Below are 16099 nucleotides of genomic sequence, written 5' to 3'. Positions count from 1 at the left end.
GTGGTGGCCCGTCCTGATGATGTTCGGGCCGCCCGACCAGGTCAGCCAGCACAGCGACACTTCCACGAAATGGAAGATCAAACGCTTCTCCAACGACGAGCTGCGCCAGAAATTCGTCGATGCGACGGTGCCGCAGGCGCGGTATCTGGGACTTTCGATTCCCGATCCCGGCTTGAAGCAGAACGCGACCACGGGCCATTGGGAATACAGCGCGATTGACTGGACCGAATTCAAGCAGGTGCTGGCCGGCAACGGTCCCTGTAACCGCGACCGCATGGCGGCGCGGCGCAAGGCTCATGACGAAGGCGCGTGGGTGCGCGAGGCGGCCAAGGCCTACGCGGAGAAGCGCAAGCAGCGGTCTGCGGCGCAGGCTGCATGAGAATTCCAGGGAGATCATGATGGCCACGCCGAATACGCCGCTATGGGAAGTCTTCATTCGCAGCCGCAATGGTCTGGCGCACAAGCATGTCGGCTCGCTGCATGCCGCCGACGCGACGCTGGCGCTGCAGGCCGCGCGCGACATCTACACCCGTCGCGGCGAGGGCCTGTCGATCTGGGTGGTGCCGTCCAGCGCGATCACCGCCTCCGACCCGGCCGAGAAGGGCATGATGTTCGAGCCAGCGGAATCCAAGATCTACCGGCATCCGACATTTTACGACGTGCCCGACGAAGTCGGACATATGTGATTCTTGCTGCGTCATTGCGAGCGCAGCGAAGCAATCCATAGAACCACGAGCTGGATTGCTTCGTCGCTTCGCTCTTCGCGATGACGGCAATACGGTCAGGCAAGCAGGTTAGAGAACATGGCTGTCGCCTCTATTTCCGTCTCGGAAACGCCGCTGGTGCTGTACACGCTGCGCCGGGCCGACGACGCACTCATTCTGGGGCACCGGCTGTCGGAATGGTGCGGCCACGCGCCGATGCTGGAAGAGGACATGGCACTCGCCAATATGGGCCTCGACCTGCTCGGCCAGGCGCGTGAACTCTACAGCTATGCCGCCAGGGTCGAAGGCAAGGGCAACGACGAGGACAAATTCGCGTATTTGCGCGATGTTCGGCAGTACCGCAATCTGCTACTGCTCGAACAACCGAATGGCGATTTCGCGCGCACCATGGTGCGGCAGTTCTTCTACTCGGCCTTCGCCGATCTCTATTGGCGCGCGATGATGAAGTCGAGCGACGCCACGCTTTCGGCGATCGCGGCGAAATCCGAAAAGGAAAGCGCCTATCATTTGCGGCATTCGTCGGAATGGATCGTCCGGCTCGGCGATGGAACCGAGGAAAGCCACGCCCGCGCTCAGACCGCGGTCGATGATCTCTGGGCTTTTACGGGCGAGATGTTCGAGGTTGACGAAAGCGAGCGCGCCTTGATCGATGCCGGCATCGCCGTCGATCCCGCGGGCTTGCGTCCGCAATGGCTCAAGACCGTTTCCGATGTCGTCAGCGAAGCGACGCTGGTGCTGCCGAAGAACGACTGGATGCAGCAGGGCGGCCGCAGTGGCCGGCACAGCGAGCATCTCGGCCATCTGCTCAGCGAGTTGCAGTCGATGCAGCGGACCTTTCCGGGTGCCACATGGTGATCGCCATGTTCGATGACGCCGAATTGCGGCAGCGCGCCTGGGATGTGGTGGCGACCGTGGTCGATCCTGAAATTCCCGTGCTGAGCATCGCCGATCTCGGCGTGCTCCGCGACGTAGCGGTCAACGACGGTCAGGTCGAGGTCGCGATCACGCCGACCTATTCCGGCTGTCCCGCGATGAACATGATAACCCTCGAGATCGAACTGGCGCTGGAGCGCGAGGGCTTTCGCAATTCGAAGGTGCGTACCGTGCTGTCGCCGGCCTGGACCACCGACTGGATGAGCGAGGACGGCCGCCGCAAGCTCGCCGAATACGGCATAGCGCCGCCGCAACCCGCAAGCTCGCGCCGCGCGCTGTTCGGGGTCGAGCAGGTGGCCTGCCCGCAATGCGGCTCCGTCGACACCGAGGTGCTTTCCGAATTCGGCTCGACGTCCTGTAAGGCGCTGTGGCGCTGCAAGAGCTGCCGCGAACCCTTTGATTACTTCAAGTGTCACTGACAATGTCCGCATCCGCACCCCGCTTCCATCGTCTCTCCGTGAACGATCTGCGCCGCGAATCCGCCGATGCGGTGTCGCTGACCTTCGCGATTCCCCAGGAACTCACCGAGGACTATCGTTTTGCCCCCGGGCAGTATCTGACCTTGCGCACCACCATGGACGGCGAGGAAGTGCGCCGCTCCTATTCGATCTGCTCCGGCCCCGATGACGGCGAACTGCGCATCGCCGTAAAAAGGGTCGATGGCGGCGCGTTCTCGAGCTGGGCCGCCGACGAGCTGAAATCCGGCGACGAACTCGACGTCATGACGCCGACAGGCCGCTTCGGAGTCGCTCCCGCGCCCGATCAAGCGAGGGTCTATGTCGGCTTCGCAGCTGGCTCCGGCATCACGCCGATCCTGTCGATCGTGAAGGGCGTGCTGGCGCGCGAGCCGAACAGCCGGTTCTTCCTGTTCTACGGCAACCGCTCCACCGGCGGCATGCTGTTCCGCGAGGCGCTGGAGGAACTCAAGGATCGCTTCATCCAGCGGCTCTCGGTATTCCATGTGATCTCCGGCGAGGAGCAGGACATTCCGATCCTGCACGGTCGCCTCGACGGCGAGAAGGTGAGGGTGCTGCTGCGCTCGCTGGTGCCGGCGGCCAGCGTCGACCATGTCTTCATCTGCGGCCCGACCGGCATGAGCGAGGACATCGAGGCGACCTGCAGGGATATCGGCATTGCCGCGGACCGGATTCATGTCGAGCGTTTTGTCTCCGGGCTCGGCGGCAGGCCACGTCCGAAAGCCGTGGTGCCCGTCAACGCACCGCCAAAGGCGATTGCCGCGCTGATCATCGACGGCAAGCGCCGCGAGGTGCCGGTCGCGGAAGGCGAGGCCATTCTCGATGCCGCGTTGCGCGCGGGCGTCGACCTGCCGTTCGCCTGCAAGGGCGGCATGTGTTCGACGTGCCGCGCCAAGCTGGTCGAGGGCAAGGCCGAGATGGAAGTGAACTATTCGCTGGAGCCATGGGAGCTTGAGAAGGGTTTTATCCTCACCTGCCAGGCGCGGCCGACGACGGAACGAGTCGTGGTTGATTACGATCACGTCTAGCCCGCGCCGTCATTCCGGGATACGCGGTAAGGCGCGCCCCGGAATGACGGATTAAACGTTCGGAGCTGGCGCCGTTCCCAAGATCGCTTCGATCGAAAGTCCGAGCCCGAGCAGTTTTGTGTCGCTACCGACGGGCCCGTCGATCTCCAGCCCAACCGGCAAACCGCCCGCGGTCATGCCGGCGAACAGCGACAGCCCGGGAAGGCCGGCGTTGCTGCCGGGATCGGTGTTGCGGATCATGGTGTCGAACGTCGGCGCCGGCGTGCCGCCGTTGATCGACATCTCGCTTGATCCCTTTTCCATGTCGATTGTGGGCGCCGGCGCAATCGTGGTGGGGAACAGGATGCCGTCCAGGCGGTTGTCGCGGAAATACGCCGCGTAGAGCTTCTGGAGCGCCGGCCGCTGCACGGTCATGACGTCCGGGTAAGCGGCGCCGAACACATCCGCGGTGATGGCGCCGAACGCGCCTTGCACATCGGGGCTGGCGATTTTTGCGGCGATGTCGGCCAGCGTGATGCCTTCGATGCCGGATGCCTTCAGGTAGGCGGGGATATCGGCAACCGGCTCATGCAGCGCGACGGGGAATGAGACCTTGGCGTTCTGTTCGAACAATCCGGGCAAATCGGCATCGACCAGGACCACGCCGGCGTCCGCAAGTTTTGCGCGCGCGGCGATCGCGACCGCTTCCAGTTCGCGATCGAGCCCGCTCCAGAAGGAGGCGGGGATGCCGAGGCGCTTGCCGCGCAGCGGTTCGGCCAAGGCAACCGGGCTACCGGTGATGACGGAATCCAGCAGCGCCACGTCGGCCACGGTGCGGCCCATCGGACCCACGGTGTCGCGGGTATGGCTGATCGGTACCACCAGATTGGCATCATCGTAGCGCCGCTCTGCGCCGCCATTGCCGACCGAGGGCCGCAACCCCACGGTACCCGTCAGCGCCGCCGGCACGCGGGTCGACCCGCCGGTATCGGAGCCGAGGCCGCACGTCACGATACGTGCGGCAACGGCCGCCGCCGTCCCGCCCGACGAGCCGCCGGGAATCCGGGTCTTGTGGTAGGGATTTTTCACCGCTCCGGCGAATGACGACAAATTGGTGCTGGTGATGCCGAACGCGAGTTCATGCATGTTGGCCTTGCCGATGATGATGGCGCCGGCATCCAGCAGTTTCTGCAGCGAGGGGGCGTTGCGGGTTGGACGCGCATTCTGCAGCGCCGGTGTGCCGCCCGATGTCGGCAGGTCGGCGGTGTTGATATTGTCCTTCACGACGATCGGCAGGCCGGCCAGCGCGCCGGTTGTCTTGCCCGCATCGACCAGGGCTGCGGCCGCCAGCGCGCCGTCCCTGTTCAGGATCACGAATGCGTTGAGGTCCTTTTGCTGCTCGGCGCGTTCCAGCGCGGCGCGCACGGCGCTCACGGCTGATATCTTCTTGTCACGGATCGACGCGACCAACTCGGCAGCGGTGGGCGAAGGGGTATCGGCCATGGCGCGACTCGCATTTCCAGGGGGTAAGGAAACGCCGCCCCGGGCAGGCGGCGATCGACGATAGCAGGATAGCGCGGCGCGGCACCAGAGATGGGCGGCTACCTATTCCTTCGGCCGCTTGTCGAACACGCGCCTGGCCTTGCCGAGCGAGCGCTCCAGCGTGTCGGGCGGCACGGCCCTGATATTGGCGTGGATACCGGTGGTGTTCTTGATGTGGTGGGTGACCAGCGCGGTCTGTTCGACCAGTCCCCGGCCGTCCCAGTTCTCGGGGCGCGCCTCCGCCAGCACCGTCATCACGTCCATTCGCCCCTCGCGGGTCAGTTCGATGATGAAATGACCGCCGCACCAGTCGGTGGCGAGCAGCACTTCCTCGATCTGGGTCGGGAACACGTTGACGCCGCGCAGGATGATCATGTCGTCGGAACGCCCGGTGACCTTCTCCATCCGCCGCATGCCTGGCCGCGCCGTGCCCGGCAACAGCCGTGTCAGGTCGCGGGTGCGGTAACGGATCACCGGGAAGGCTTCCTTGGTCAGCGAGGTGAAGACGAGTTCGCCCTTCTCGCCGTCGGGCAGCAGCGCGCCGGTCTCGGGATCGATCACCTCCGGGTAGAAATGATCCTCCCAGATATGCAGGCCATCCTTGGTCTCGATGCATTCCTGGGCGACGCCGGGGCCCATCACCTCGGACAGGCCGTAGATGTCGGTGGCATCCATGTCGAAGGATTGTTCGATCTCGGCGCGCATCGCATTGGTCCATGGCTCGGCGCCGAAGATGCCGATCTTCAAGGACGATTTGCGGGGATCGAGACCCTGACGCCTGAACTCGTCGAGGATCGCCAGCATGTAGCTCGGCGTCACCGTGATGATGTCGGGCCTGAAATCGTTGATCAGCTGCACCTGCCGTTCGGTCATGCCGCCGGAGATCGGCACTACCGTGCAGCCGAGCTTTTCCGCGCCGTAATGCACGCCAAGGCCGCCGGTGAAGAGGCCGTAGCCATAGGCATTGTGGATGATCATTCCGCTGCGGCCGCCGGCGGCGCGGATCGAGCGCGCCATCAGCTCCGACCACGTCTCGATATCGGCCCTGGTATAGCCGACCACGATCGGCTTGCCGGTGGTGCCGGAAGAAGCGTGGACGCGGACCAGCCTTTCGCGGGGCACCGCGAACATGTTGAACGGGTAATTGTCGCGCAGATCGGTCTTCACCGTGAACGGAAAGTTCTTCAGGTCCGACAGCTGCCGGAAATCCCCGGGATGCACGCCGGCCTTGTCGAAGGCTTTCTTGTAGTGCGCGACATTGTCGTAGACGCGCGCCAGCGTCGCGGCGAGGCGTTTGGTTTGCAGCGCCGTGATCTCGTCGCGGGACGCGCGCTCGGCGTCGTCCAGCACAGCGCTATAGCCGCTCTTCTTCGATTGAAGGTTGGTCGAAGCCATCGGACGTTTCCCCTGGATTGTTTTCTGTCTTATTCTTTGCCGGGTTCCGTCGCCGGCACCCAGGCGCCGCCGATGGTGCGGGAATGGCCGCGCAGCTCGGCGATAACAGTTCCATCGACGGTGACGCGCACATCGTAGATCCCGGAGCGCCCGGTCCGCGAGATTTCCCGCGCCGTCGCGACCAGCCGGTCGCCGAGCTTGCCCGGCCGGATGAAGGAGATATTGCCCTGGGCCGCAACCGCGCGCTCGTTGTGGGAGTTGCAGGCAAAGGCGAAGGCGGAATCCGCCAGCGTGAAGATGAAGCCGCCATGGGCGATGCTGTGGCCATTGACCATGTTCGGCTGGACCGTCATGGCCAGCGTCGCTTCGCCGGCCCTGATCTCAAGGATCTCCATGCCGAGACCCTTGCTGGCGTCGTCTTCCTTCCACATCGCCTCCGCGCAGGCGCGCGCGAGGTCGTCGGGCGAGAGCGTGGCCTTGACGTTCACCTCGGCGTCCCCGCCGATATCGGTGACTGCATTTCAATCAGGATCGGATGCAATCCGCTTCTCCCCTGGCCGTGCCGGGCTCGTTGGAACAAGCCTCTTTAGCTGTTGGTTCAGTCGATTAGTCATGATGGGAAGGCGTCATGCTGTCAACGATCCCGGCGGGCGCCAGCCCATCTGTGGGAACGAAATCATTCGTATTCCGGTTGAAGACAAGGGTTTCATTCCCTTGTGGGCCGGCTGCGCGACGGCTTTGTTCTTATTTCTTGACTGAAGTGGACGGGTCTCCATGTAAGCCATTATAGCAGCACGAAAATTGCATTCTCTTTCGGCCGGGGCGGACGTCGCAGCCGTTCTCATTTCGAGGAAAAACCAGTGCAGGACGGCGGCACCATTGTCGTAGTGAGCGGGCTCCTGATTGGCCTTGCCTATGGCGCGATCGGCCTGTTGAGCGGCTTTTGCCTGCTCTCCGGCTTGCGTGGCTGGTGGGCCGACGGCGACAGCCGCCTGATCCGGACCTTTGCGCTCGCGCTCGGCGTTGCGATCGCCGCGACCCAGCTTCTGGCCGCCGGCAATGTCGTCGACATCGGCAAATCAATCTATCTGCAACCGTCGTTCTCGGCGCCGCTGATGTTCGCCGGAGGATTGCTGTTCGGTTATGGCATGGTGCTCTCGAACGGCTGCGGCTCGCGCGCGCTGGTGCTGCTCGGCCGCGGCAATCTGCGTTCGTTCGTCGTGGTGATCGTGCTCGGCATATCAGCGCAGATGACCCTGAAGGGACTGATCGCCCCGGGCCGGATCGCGGTGCTGCAGGCAACCCAGGCGGCCCCGAAATCGGTTTCGCTGCCGGCGCTGTTGTCGATTTTCGGGCTCAGCGAGACGTTCGCGCGAATGATCGCGGCCTCCGTGATCGCGGGAGCGCTGATCATCTTTGCGTTCGCACATGCGCCGTTCAAGCGGGCATGGGGCCAGATCGCCGCAGGGATCGCCGTCGGCCTTCTGGTCACCGGCGGCTGGCTTGCGACCGGCTATCTCGGCGCCGACGACTTCAATCCGGCTCCGGTGACGTCGCTGACCTTCATCGCGCCGATCGCCGATAGCGTGCAATACGCCATGCTGTCGACCGGGCTCAGCCTGAATTTCGGCATTGCCATGGTGGGCGGCGTATTCGCCGGAAGCCTGGTGACGTCGCTCGTCACCGGCCGCTTCGGCTGGGAAGGGTTTACCTCGCCGCGCCACATGCTGCGCTCGATCGGCGGCGCGGCGCTGATGGGCGCGGGCGGCGCGATGGCCTATGGCTGCTCGATCGGGCAGGGGCTCACGGGCCTGTCGACGCTGGCGCTGGCGTCTTTCGTCGCGGTCGGTGGAATTCTGCTCGGCACGGCCGCAGGTCTGCGCGGCGTGCTTCGCGTGCAGCCGCTGGTGCCGGCGCAGGACGCGCGGGTTACGATGCAGGACGGTCAGGCGCGCTGACGCGAGGCTGAATCAGCCTCGCGCTTGTTTTTGTTAAGGCATGATCCAATCCGAAAACCGGCACCCACTTTTCGGGATCATGCCTTTGAGGTCGCGAGCCGCATCACCTCGAGATAGCCGGGCTTCACTTCCATCCGCTTGATCAGGCCCCTCTCGACCAGAAGCCGATGCGCTTCCGGCAGCCGGTAGCACGGCAAATACATGAACAGATGATGCTCGGCGTGATAGTTCACCCAATAGGGCGCGATCAACAGCCGCTCGATCGGGTTGGCGAGAGTGGTGCGCGCGTGGCTGAACGGATCTTCGCCGGTCGAGGTGCAGGCGTGTTCGGCGATGTTGCGGATGCGCGTCACCAGCGGCAGCCAGGTCGCCATCGCCAACACCCAGACCGCCCAGAACCAGACGCCCGCGCCGGCCAGCCAGAACAGAACGAACATCAGGACATTCAGGCCAAGGAAGCGCGCCATCTTGTCGGCGCCCCCGGACAGGAAGCTGTCATGTGAAATCCGGTCATCAGCGCTGCTGCGTTTGAACAGCGACAGGAACAAGGGCCGCCGCTGTTTCAAAAAAGTCTGCCCGGTGAGATCGCGGATCGCCTTGCGATAGAAACTCTCCTTCGTGATCGGAAACGGCGCCGACAGCGAGAGATCTGGATCCTCGGGCTGCTGGGTGAATTTGTGATGCTGCAGATGATAGGAGCGGTAGCTCGCGAGATCGGCGCCGACCGGCACCGCGCACAGCCATTGTCCGCCCCATTCATTGATCGCCTTGTTGGCATGAATGCCTCCGTGCGCGGCTTCGTGCATCAGGATGGCAAGACCGAGCTGGCGCGCGCCGACGACCGTCACCGCGATCAGCCATGTCAGGGGATTTGGCCACAGCGTGACCAGCGCGATCGCGGCAATGATCGTGCCCCAGGCATGAAGCACCAGCCACATGCCGCGCAGCGAACTGCGCGAGGTCAGCCGGCCCCATTCCGCTGATGTAAAGATGGTTTTGGGATCGACGCGCGCGACGACGGGCATAGGCGGTTCCTCTGGCGATCATGATACGCCCGCTCGGTGGTTGGTCAATCGGCCGCGCGGGTCACGATGTGGATCTCGGAGGTGAGGGTGCGGTGCACCGGGCACTTTTCGGCGATTTCCATCAGTCGCTTGCGCTGCCCGGCGTCGAGATTGCCCTCCATGGCAATGACGCGTTCGATCTGGTCGAGCATGCCTTCCCTGGTTTCACATTCGGCGCAGTCCTGCGCATGGATCTTGTTGTGCTTCAATGTCACCGTGGTCCGCTCCAGCGGCAGCGATTTGCGGTCGGCGTAGAGGCGCATGGTCATCGAGGTGCAGGCGCCCAGGCCCGCGAGCACAAGATCGTACGGTCCGGGTCCGGTGTCCTCGCCGCCGGCAGCCACCGGCTCGTCGGCCAGCATCCGGTGCGGCCCGATCGAAACGGTCTGCTGGAATTGGCCGGCTCGGGTCTCGCGCACCACGACCATGCGCGGCGCTTCGGCCAGATCGGCGGCCGGCTCGGCGACGACGGAATCGAGGTAGCGCGTGGCCCAGGCGGCGATGATTTCGGCGACATAGGCGGCGTCGCGCTTGCCGCTGAGCAGATGATCCGCGTCGGCGAGCGAGACGAAGCTCTTGGGATGCCTGGCGGCGACGAAGATACGCGTGGCATTGTCAATGCCGACGGTGTCGTCGGTCGGTGAATGCATGATCAGCAGCGCCTTGTGCAGGTTCGTCACATGCGCCATCAGGCCGTGCTCGGCGATGTCGTCGAGGAAATCGCGCGTGATGTGGAACGGCCGGCCGGCCAGCAAGACCTCGACCTTGCCATGCCTGCGGATGTCCTCGATGCGATCCCTGAAAAGCCCGGTCACGTGGGCGGGATCGGAGGGGGCGCCGATGGTGACGACCGCCCTGGCTTCCGGAATTTGGCCGGCGGCGGCGAGAATGGCGGCGCCGCCGAGGCTGTGGCCGATCAGGACCGCCGGCGCCTTTTTGGTTTGGCGCAGGTGATCGGCGGCGCGCACGAGATCGGCGACGTTCGAGGAAAAGGTGGAATTTGCAAATTCGCCTTCGCTGGAGCCCAGGCCGGTAAAGTCGAACCGCAGCACGGCGATGCCTTTCGCCGCGAGCGCGAATGCGATGCGCCGGGCGGCCAGCACGTCCTTGCCGCAGGTGAAGCAATGCGCGAACAACGCGTAGGCGATCGGCTCGCGCTCGGGCAAGTCGAGCGATGCCGCGAGTTGATGGCCGCCTTCACCCGTGAATTGGAAGCGCTCGGTCGGCACGGTCAGTCTCCACGGTTCGGGTGAGCGGTTTTGTCAGTCGCCGGAATAGCGCTCTTCCTTCCAGGGGTCGCCGCGGTTGTGATAGCCGCGGACTTCCCAATAGCCCGGCGCATCGCGGTCGAGGAATTCGATGCTCTGCAGCCATTTGGCGCTTTTCCAGAAATAGAGATGCGGCACCACCAGCCGCACCGGGCCGCCGTGTTCCTGATGCAGGGGCGCGCCGGACCAGCTGTGCGCGAGCAGGGCGTCCTCGGCGGCGAAATCTTCCAGCGCAAGATTGGTGGTGTAGCCGTCATGGGAATGCAGCACGACGCAGCGCGCCTCCTCACGCGGCTGGCAGGCATTGAGGAGGTCGCTAGTCGCCAGCCCCTCCCATTGGTTGTCGTAGCGCGACCATGTCGTGACGCAATGGATGTCGGAGACGAATTTGGTCTGTGGCTCCGCGGTGAACTGCCCGAAGTCCCAGAAGATCGGATGCTGGACCGCGCCGTAGACGTCGAGCCGCCAGCGCTCCCTGGAAATCTGCGGCGTCAGGCCGAGGTCGAGGACGGGCCAGTCTCTTGTCAGGTGCTGGCCCGGCGGCAGGCGCTGCTCGTCGGGGCGCGCGATCTTTCCGGTGAGGAATTTCCCCTCGCGCGCCCAGCGCTCCTTGCTGCGCGTCAGCTTGCTGTCCGGGGGCGGGTCGTTCTGTTCGGCCATATCTCAAGCCCCTGGTTATCGGTGGCGATATTATTGGTGCCGATGCATCGCCGATTCATGCTTGGTGTCGCGCATGGTCGAGTAGATGATCAGCGAGAGAAAGATAATGCCACTCAGATAATAATAGAACCAGTCCTCATGCCCCAGGCTCTTGAAAGACAGCGCGATCGCCGGGGCCGTGCCGCCGAACAGGGATACCGTGACCGCGTAGGGTAGGCCGACCCCGAGCGCACGGACATTGGTGGGAAACAATTCAGCCTTCACGACGGCGTTGATCGAGGTGTAGCCGGCCACAAAGATCCAGGCCGCGCAGATCAGCAGGAACGCTGTGAATGGCGACTTGGTTTCCTTCAGCGTCGTCAGGATCGGAATCGTCGACAGCGTACCGGCGACGCCGAAAAAGATCAAAAGCGGCTTGCGCCCGATGCGGTCGGACAGCGCGCCGTAAATCGGTTGCAGCAGCGTTGCAAAGATCAGTGTTCCGAAAATCACGAAGGTCGTCTGATCTTCGCTGAGGCCGACCGACAGTTTCACAAAAGTCTGCATATAGGTGGTGAAGGTGTAGAACGCCGCGGTGCCGCCGGCGGTTAGGCCGACCACCAATAGCAGCTCGCGCGGATATTTCAGCAGGATGCGGATCGAACCGCTCGGCTGCACGATTTTTGCGGCTTCGACGAACGCTTCGGTCTCCTGCAGGTTGCGGCGCATGACCGCGGCAAAAATCGCAAGCCCGGCGCCGATCACGAACGGAATCCGCCAGCCCCATGCCTTCAATTCCTCAGGCGTCAGGAACACCTTTTGCAGCAACAACAGCACGATGATCGCCGTGAGCTGGCCGCCGATCAGGGTGACGTATTGAAAGCTGGAATAGAAGCCGCGATGCCTGGCGTCGGCGACCTCGCTCAGGTAGGTCGCGCTGGCGCCGTATTCGCCGCCCAGGCTCAAGCCCTCGATAACGCGCGCCAGCGCCAGGATGGCCGGCGCGGCGAGGCCGATCGAGGCATAGGTCGGCGTCACCGCGATGATCAGCGAGCCGAAGCACATGCAGACCACCGACAGCGTCAGCGAAATCCTTCGGCCGTAGCGATCGGCGAGGTAACCGAACAGCCAGCCGCCCAGCGGGCGCATCAGGAACGTGGCGGCGAACAACACCGCGGCGTTGAGCTGCTGCACCACTGGATCGCTCTGCGGAAAGAACGCCGGCGCGAAATAAAGCGCGAACGCCGTGTAGGCGTAAAAATCATACCATTCTACGAGATTACCGACCGAGCCGATGAAGATCGCTTTGACCCGGCGCTCGACGTCGGCGAGGTCGATTTGATCGGCTACGGGTTTTGCGGCTTCCATGGTCATGTCGGCCTCCCAGCAGCGATCATTGTAGCCCGGTCGGGCGAAGATTTCAGCCCGCCTTCCCAAAAAGCACGGGGAGCTGGCGCGGACCGCGCACGGTTCCCTCCGACCATTTGACCTGGCCGGCCGGGTCGAGCCGGAATTCCGGAATCCGCTTCAGCCATTCTTCGAGTGCGACCGTCATTTCCATGCGCGCCAGGTTGGAACCGACGCAGCGGTGAATCCCGAGACCGAAGGCGGCGTGGCGGTTCTCCTTGCGGTCGAGTACGACCTTGTCGGCGTCCGGAAACACGGCGGGATCACGGTTGGCGGCGGGGAACGACAACAGCACCATGTTGCCGGGCTTGACCGGGCAGCCGCTGATCGTCGTTTCCTTCATCACCTCGCGCGCCATTGTCACAGGCGAATAGGCGCGCAGCAATTCCTCGACCGCGGTCGGCATCAACTCGGGCTCCGCGATCAGTCGCTCGCGGTCCGCGGGCGTCTTCGCCAGGTGCCACAGCGAGGCGCCGATCGCGCTCCAGGTGGTGTCGATGCCCGCGATCAGCAGCAGCCGCAACGAGCCCAGCACATGGCCGTCGGACAGCGGCTGGCCGGTCTTGTCCTTCGCATTCATCAGCGTCGAGATCAAATCGTCGGTCTTGTGCTGCTTGCGGTACTCGATGTGGCCGGCGAAATAGCCGCTCATCTCGTGGACCGCGCGCATCAGGGCGTCATCGTCCCTGATGCCGAGCTCGAGGATTTCGTGGATCCATTTGATGAAGAGGTCGGAGTCCTTCTCGGGGATGCCGAGCATGTGGGCGATGGCGCGGACCGGAACGTGCTTGGTGTAGCGCGCGGCGGCGTCGCATTTGCCGTCGGCGATGAATTCGTCGATCAGTTCGTTGCAGATGGCGCGGACCCTCGGCTCCAGCCGCTTCATCGCGTCGGGCGTGAACGGCGGCAGCAATAGCTGCTTCGCCGGCTTGTGTTCCGGCGGGTCGGAGGTGATCGGCGGCGCCACGCCCGTGGTCTCCGGCCGCACGTCGCGCACGATGACGCGGCGCGAGGAAAAATGTTCTGTGTCGTGGGCGATCTCCCTGACCGCCTCATAGGTGGTCGGCAGATAGCAGCCGAGGAAGCGATCGGTGTGCACGACCGGCGAAGCCGAGCGCAATTCGTCCCAGATCGGAAACGGATTTTCGGTCCAGCGCGGATCGGTATGGTCGAAATCGTGCACCCAGTCGGTGACCGGGGGATGTTCGGGCATAATCGGTCTGGCATCGGACATCAGGGCAAATCCTCTGGTTCGTTCGCTTGTATCTATGATTGTGCTGGAAATCGGTCGGCGGATTTCAAATCGGCGGCACTGACGAAAAGCTTCACTCTTCGGTGACTTCGATCGCGATTTCCGGGCAATTGGCCTTGGCGAGCCAGGCCTTGTCCTCAAGTCCCGCGGGCACGCTTCCGTCGCCGACTTCATGGGCATTGCCGAATTCGTCGAGGTTGAACAACTCGGGCGCCAGCGATTTGCAGCGGGCGTGCCCCTGACACTTGTCCTGGTCGACGTGGATTTTCAGCTTTCCCGACATGGCAATCGTTCCCCTCGCTAGCGCGCTCTGCGGCGCGGCATGTGTTTCCCATCTTTTGACGCAGACGGGGCAGGCATCTTGGCGGTGCCCTTAAGTTATAGCATATTACATTGGCGCCGCGCCGATGCGTCAAGCGGAAAGTGATGGATTGTTACTTTAGATGACTCAACTCGCCCGCAAGTCGCTCAACGCCTATCACCATGGGGATCTCAGGGATGCCCTGGTTCAGGCCGCGCTCCGGGACGCGGAGCAGGGCGGGCCGGAAGCCATCAGCATCAAGGCGTTGGCGAAGAAGCTTGGCGTCTCGCAGCCGGCGCCGTACCGGCATTTTGCCGATCGTGAAGCGCTGATCGCAGCCGTGACCGCCGAGGCGTTCCGGCAGTTCAGCGCAACGCTGCGCGAGTCGATTGCAAAGCCGTCCAAACGCTCAAAACTGTCGCGCTTCGCGCAGGCGACGCTGGCGTTCGGTCTTCGCCGCAACGGCATCTACCGCCTGATGTTCGCATCACGGACCATGGCCTGCGCGGCAAAAGGCAGCGAGCTTCACAATGCGGCGATGGAAACCTTCGGCCTGGCGCTGGAAGCGCTGGAGGCGCCGGCGGTCGGATTGCTGCGTGAGCGGCATGCCTTGAAAATCTGGGCCGCGCTGCATGGGGTGGTGATGCTGGCGGAGCAGGGGCTCCTGACCGGACAGGTCGCCAACATGACGCGAGAGGAGCTGGTCGAGGATATCGTGGCGGAGACCAAATTGGCTCTCTCGGTCGCGATCAAGGAGGCAACGGCGGCTGAGCGGGACCCTGCCAGCGCTTAGGTCGCGGCGATCCCGGTCGATGTGGCGCTACTTCGGCGGCCTTGGATCGATCGGCGTGGTGCCACGCACGCCCAGGATATCCTCCAACAGCTTTGCTCCCGCGAGAAGCTGCCCCTCGCCGCGCGGCGCGGCCACCATCTGGAGCCCGACCGGCAAGCCTGACGCGGTAAACCCGCACGGCAGCGACAGCGCCGGACAACAGACCAGCGTGATGGCGTAGACGATGCCGAGCCATTCGACGTAATTGTCGAACTTCTTGCCGGCGCATTCGGCGACATACCGGTGCTCGACCGGAAACGGCGCCACGATGGTGGCCGGCGCGAGCAATAGGTCGTATGTCCCAAAGAACTCGAGCGTGCGGCTGGTCATCGCGATGCGCTGCGCTTCGGCCCGCGCGAGCTGCTCGACCGTCAGCTTGAGGCCTTCCTCGATGTTCCAGATCACCTCGGGCTTGAGCAGGTCGCGCTTGGAGCGCAGCAGCGCCGCCTTGCTGATCGCAAAGTCGAACGCGCGCAGCACGTGGAAGCATTCATGCGCCTCGCGCAGGTCCGGATGGGCCTCCTCGACGATGGCGCCCAATTCCGCGAAGCGCGCCGCCGCCTTTCGGGTGATGGCAGCGACCTCGGGATCGACCGGGGTGATGCCGAGATCGGGCGAGAACGCGACGCGTTTCGGGCGCTTGCCGGAGCGAGCTGCGGACAGGAACGATGTCGGCAGCGAAGGCAGTGACAGCGGATCGGCGGGATGTTCGCCGCTCATGGCATCGAGCATCAGCGCCAGATCCTCGACATTGCGCGCCATCGGGCCCTGTACGCCGAGATTGCGGTCGATCTTGAATTTCGGCGTGTGCGCGACGCGGCCGATGCTCGGGCGCAGGCCGACGATGCCGCAGAAGCTGGCGGGGTTGCGCAGGGAGCCGCCCATGTCGGAGCCGTGCGCCAGCCACGCCATGCCGGTTGCGAGCGCGACGGCGGCGCCGCCCGACGAGCCGGCGGCGGAGCGCGAAGTATCCCAGGGATTGCGCGTCGCGCCGAACACCTCGTTGAAAGTGTTGGCGCCGGCGCCGAATTCCGGCGTGTTGGATTTGGCGTAGATTATCCCGCCATTGTTCTCGAGATGCTCGACCAGGAAATCGGAACGGTCGGGGATATGATCCCGGTAAATCGGCGAGCCCTGCGTGGTGAGCACGCCCTCGACATCGGTCAGGTCCTTGATCGGCACCGGCAGGCCGGCGAGCAGGCCGCGCTCGCCTGCGGGCTTTTTCATCAGGGCTTTCGCATGCGCGCGGGCGCGGTCGAAGCACCGTGTCGGCAACGCATTCACCTGGCCGTCGACCTCG

The 16099-nt window shown here is 64.1% G+C and carries 17 protein-coding genes; 7 read left to right on the top strand and 10 right to left on the bottom strand.

The features are described from left to right. The 5 genes from QZ213_RS11745 to paaE all read left to right on the top strand — a co-directional run. A partial coding sequence (locus QZ213_RS11745; protein WP_291686240.1) for a Phenylacetic acid catabolic protein occupies nucleotides 1–379 on the top strand: 379 nt, incomplete at its 5' end. Between the two features lie 19 nt (nucleotides 380–398). Continuing rightward, nucleotides 399–686 (top strand): 1,2-phenylacetyl-CoA epoxidase subunit PaaB, encoded by a 288-nt coding sequence (gene paaB, locus QZ213_RS11740; RefSeq protein WP_291686239.1) that lies wholly within the window; start codon nucleotides 399–401, stop codon nucleotides 684–686. Nucleotides 687–803: 117 nt separating this feature from the next. Continuing rightward, nucleotides 804–1580 carry a 1,2-phenylacetyl-CoA epoxidase subunit PaaC gene (gene paaC, locus QZ213_RS11735; RefSeq protein WP_291686238.1) on the top strand — a complete coding sequence of 259 codons (777 nt, stop codon included), beginning with the start codon at nucleotides 804–806 and terminating at the stop codon, nucleotides 1578–1580. Beyond that, a complete protein-coding gene (gene paaD, locus QZ213_RS11730; protein ID WP_291686237.1) occupies nucleotides 1574–2077 on the top strand; it encodes a 1,2-phenylacetyl-CoA epoxidase subunit PaaD in 504 nt (167 codons plus the stop codon). Before paaC ends, paaD begins: the two co-directional genes overlap by 7 nt. A 2-nt stretch (nucleotides 2078–2079) precedes the next feature. Next, nucleotides 2080–3162, top strand: a complete 1083-nt coding sequence (gene paaE / locus QZ213_RS11725; RefSeq protein WP_291686236.1) for a 1,2-phenylacetyl-CoA epoxidase subunit PaaE — start codon at nucleotides 2080–2082, stop codon at nucleotides 3160–3162. Between the two features lie 51 nt (nucleotides 3163–3213). Here paaE and iaaH read toward each other — a convergent pair whose 3' ends face one another. From iaaH to paaI, 3 genes are all read right to left on the bottom strand, one after another. After that, on the bottom strand, nucleotides 3214–4644 hold the full coding sequence (gene iaaH / locus QZ213_RS11720) for an indoleacetamide hydrolase (RefSeq protein ID WP_291686235.1): 1431 nt from the start codon (nucleotides 4642–4644) through the stop codon (nucleotides 3214–3216). A 102-nt stretch (nucleotides 4645–4746) separates the two neighbouring features. Continuing rightward, nucleotides 4747–6078, bottom strand: coding sequence for a phenylacetate--CoA ligase PaaK (paaK, locus tag QZ213_RS11715; RefSeq protein WP_291686234.1), 1332 nt, complete (start codon nucleotides 6076–6078; stop codon nucleotides 4747–4749). A 29-nt stretch (nucleotides 6079–6107) separates the two neighbouring features. Beyond that, entirely contained in the window at nucleotides 6108–6566 is a 459-nt protein-coding gene (gene paaI / locus QZ213_RS11710; protein WP_291686233.1) for a hydroxyphenylacetyl-CoA thioesterase PaaI, read from the bottom strand. 372 nt (nucleotides 6567–6938) lie between these two features. Between paaI and QZ213_RS11705 the strand changes: the two genes are divergently transcribed. Further along, the gene (locus tag QZ213_RS11705; protein ID WP_291686232.1) at nucleotides 6939–8036 is read left to right on the top strand and encodes a YeeE/YedE family protein; all 1098 of its coding nucleotides are present in this window, start codon (nucleotides 6939–6941) and stop codon (nucleotides 8034–8036) included. 77 nt (nucleotides 8037–8113) lie between these two features. Here QZ213_RS11705 and QZ213_RS11700 read toward each other — a convergent pair whose 3' ends face one another. The 6 genes from QZ213_RS11700 to QZ213_RS11675 form a co-directional block, all read right to left on the bottom strand. Then, complete coding sequence (locus tag QZ213_RS11700; RefSeq protein WP_291686231.1) at nucleotides 8114–9061, bottom strand: fatty acid desaturase family protein; 948 nt, start codon at nucleotides 9059–9061, stop codon at nucleotides 8114–8116. A gap of 44 nt (nucleotides 9062–9105) precedes the next feature. Further along, on the bottom strand, nucleotides 9106–10329 hold the full coding sequence (locus tag QZ213_RS11695; protein ID WP_291686230.1) for a bifunctional alpha/beta hydrolase/OsmC family protein: 1224 nt from the start codon (nucleotides 10327–10329) through the stop codon (nucleotides 9106–9108). Nucleotides 10330–10362: 33 nt separating this feature from the next. Next, a complete protein-coding gene (locus QZ213_RS11690; RefSeq protein ID WP_291686229.1) occupies nucleotides 10363–11028 on the bottom strand; it encodes a sulfite oxidase-like oxidoreductase in 666 nt (221 codons plus the stop codon). A gap of 30 nt (nucleotides 11029–11058) precedes the next feature. Continuing rightward, a complete protein-coding gene (locus tag QZ213_RS11685) occupies nucleotides 11059–12381 on the bottom strand; it encodes an MFS transporter (RefSeq protein WP_291686228.1) in 1323 nt (440 codons plus the stop codon). 46 nt (nucleotides 12382–12427) lie between these two features. Continuing rightward, nucleotides 12428–13648 carry a cytochrome P450 gene (locus QZ213_RS11680; RefSeq protein ID WP_291686227.1) on the bottom strand — a complete coding sequence of 407 codons (1221 nt, stop codon included), beginning with the start codon at nucleotides 13646–13648 and terminating at the stop codon, nucleotides 12428–12430. Nucleotides 13649–13739: 91 nt separating this feature from the next. Next, on the bottom strand, nucleotides 13740–13949 hold the full coding sequence (locus QZ213_RS11675; RefSeq protein WP_291686226.1) for a ferredoxin: 210 nt from the start codon (nucleotides 13947–13949) through the stop codon (nucleotides 13740–13742). A 160-nt stretch (nucleotides 13950–14109) separates the two neighbouring features. Here QZ213_RS11675 and QZ213_RS11670 point away from each other — a divergent pair, with 160 nt between their 5' ends. After that, complete coding sequence (locus QZ213_RS11670; protein ID WP_291686225.1) at nucleotides 14110–14760, top strand: TetR/AcrR family transcriptional regulator; 651 nt, start codon at nucleotides 14110–14112, stop codon at nucleotides 14758–14760. A gap of 27 nt (nucleotides 14761–14787) precedes the next feature. Here the strand turns inward: QZ213_RS11670 and QZ213_RS11665 are convergent. Continuing rightward, the coding region (locus tag QZ213_RS11665; protein WP_291686224.1) for an amidase family protein at nucleotides 14788–16099 on the bottom strand (1312 nt) is incomplete at its 5' end.

The organism is Bradyrhizobium sp. (genome assembly GCF_017881085.1).
GTDB lineage: Bacteria > Pseudomonadota > Alphaproteobacteria > Rhizobiales > Xanthobacteraceae > Bradyrhizobium.
This window is presented reverse-complemented; position numbering and strand designations above follow the sequence as displayed.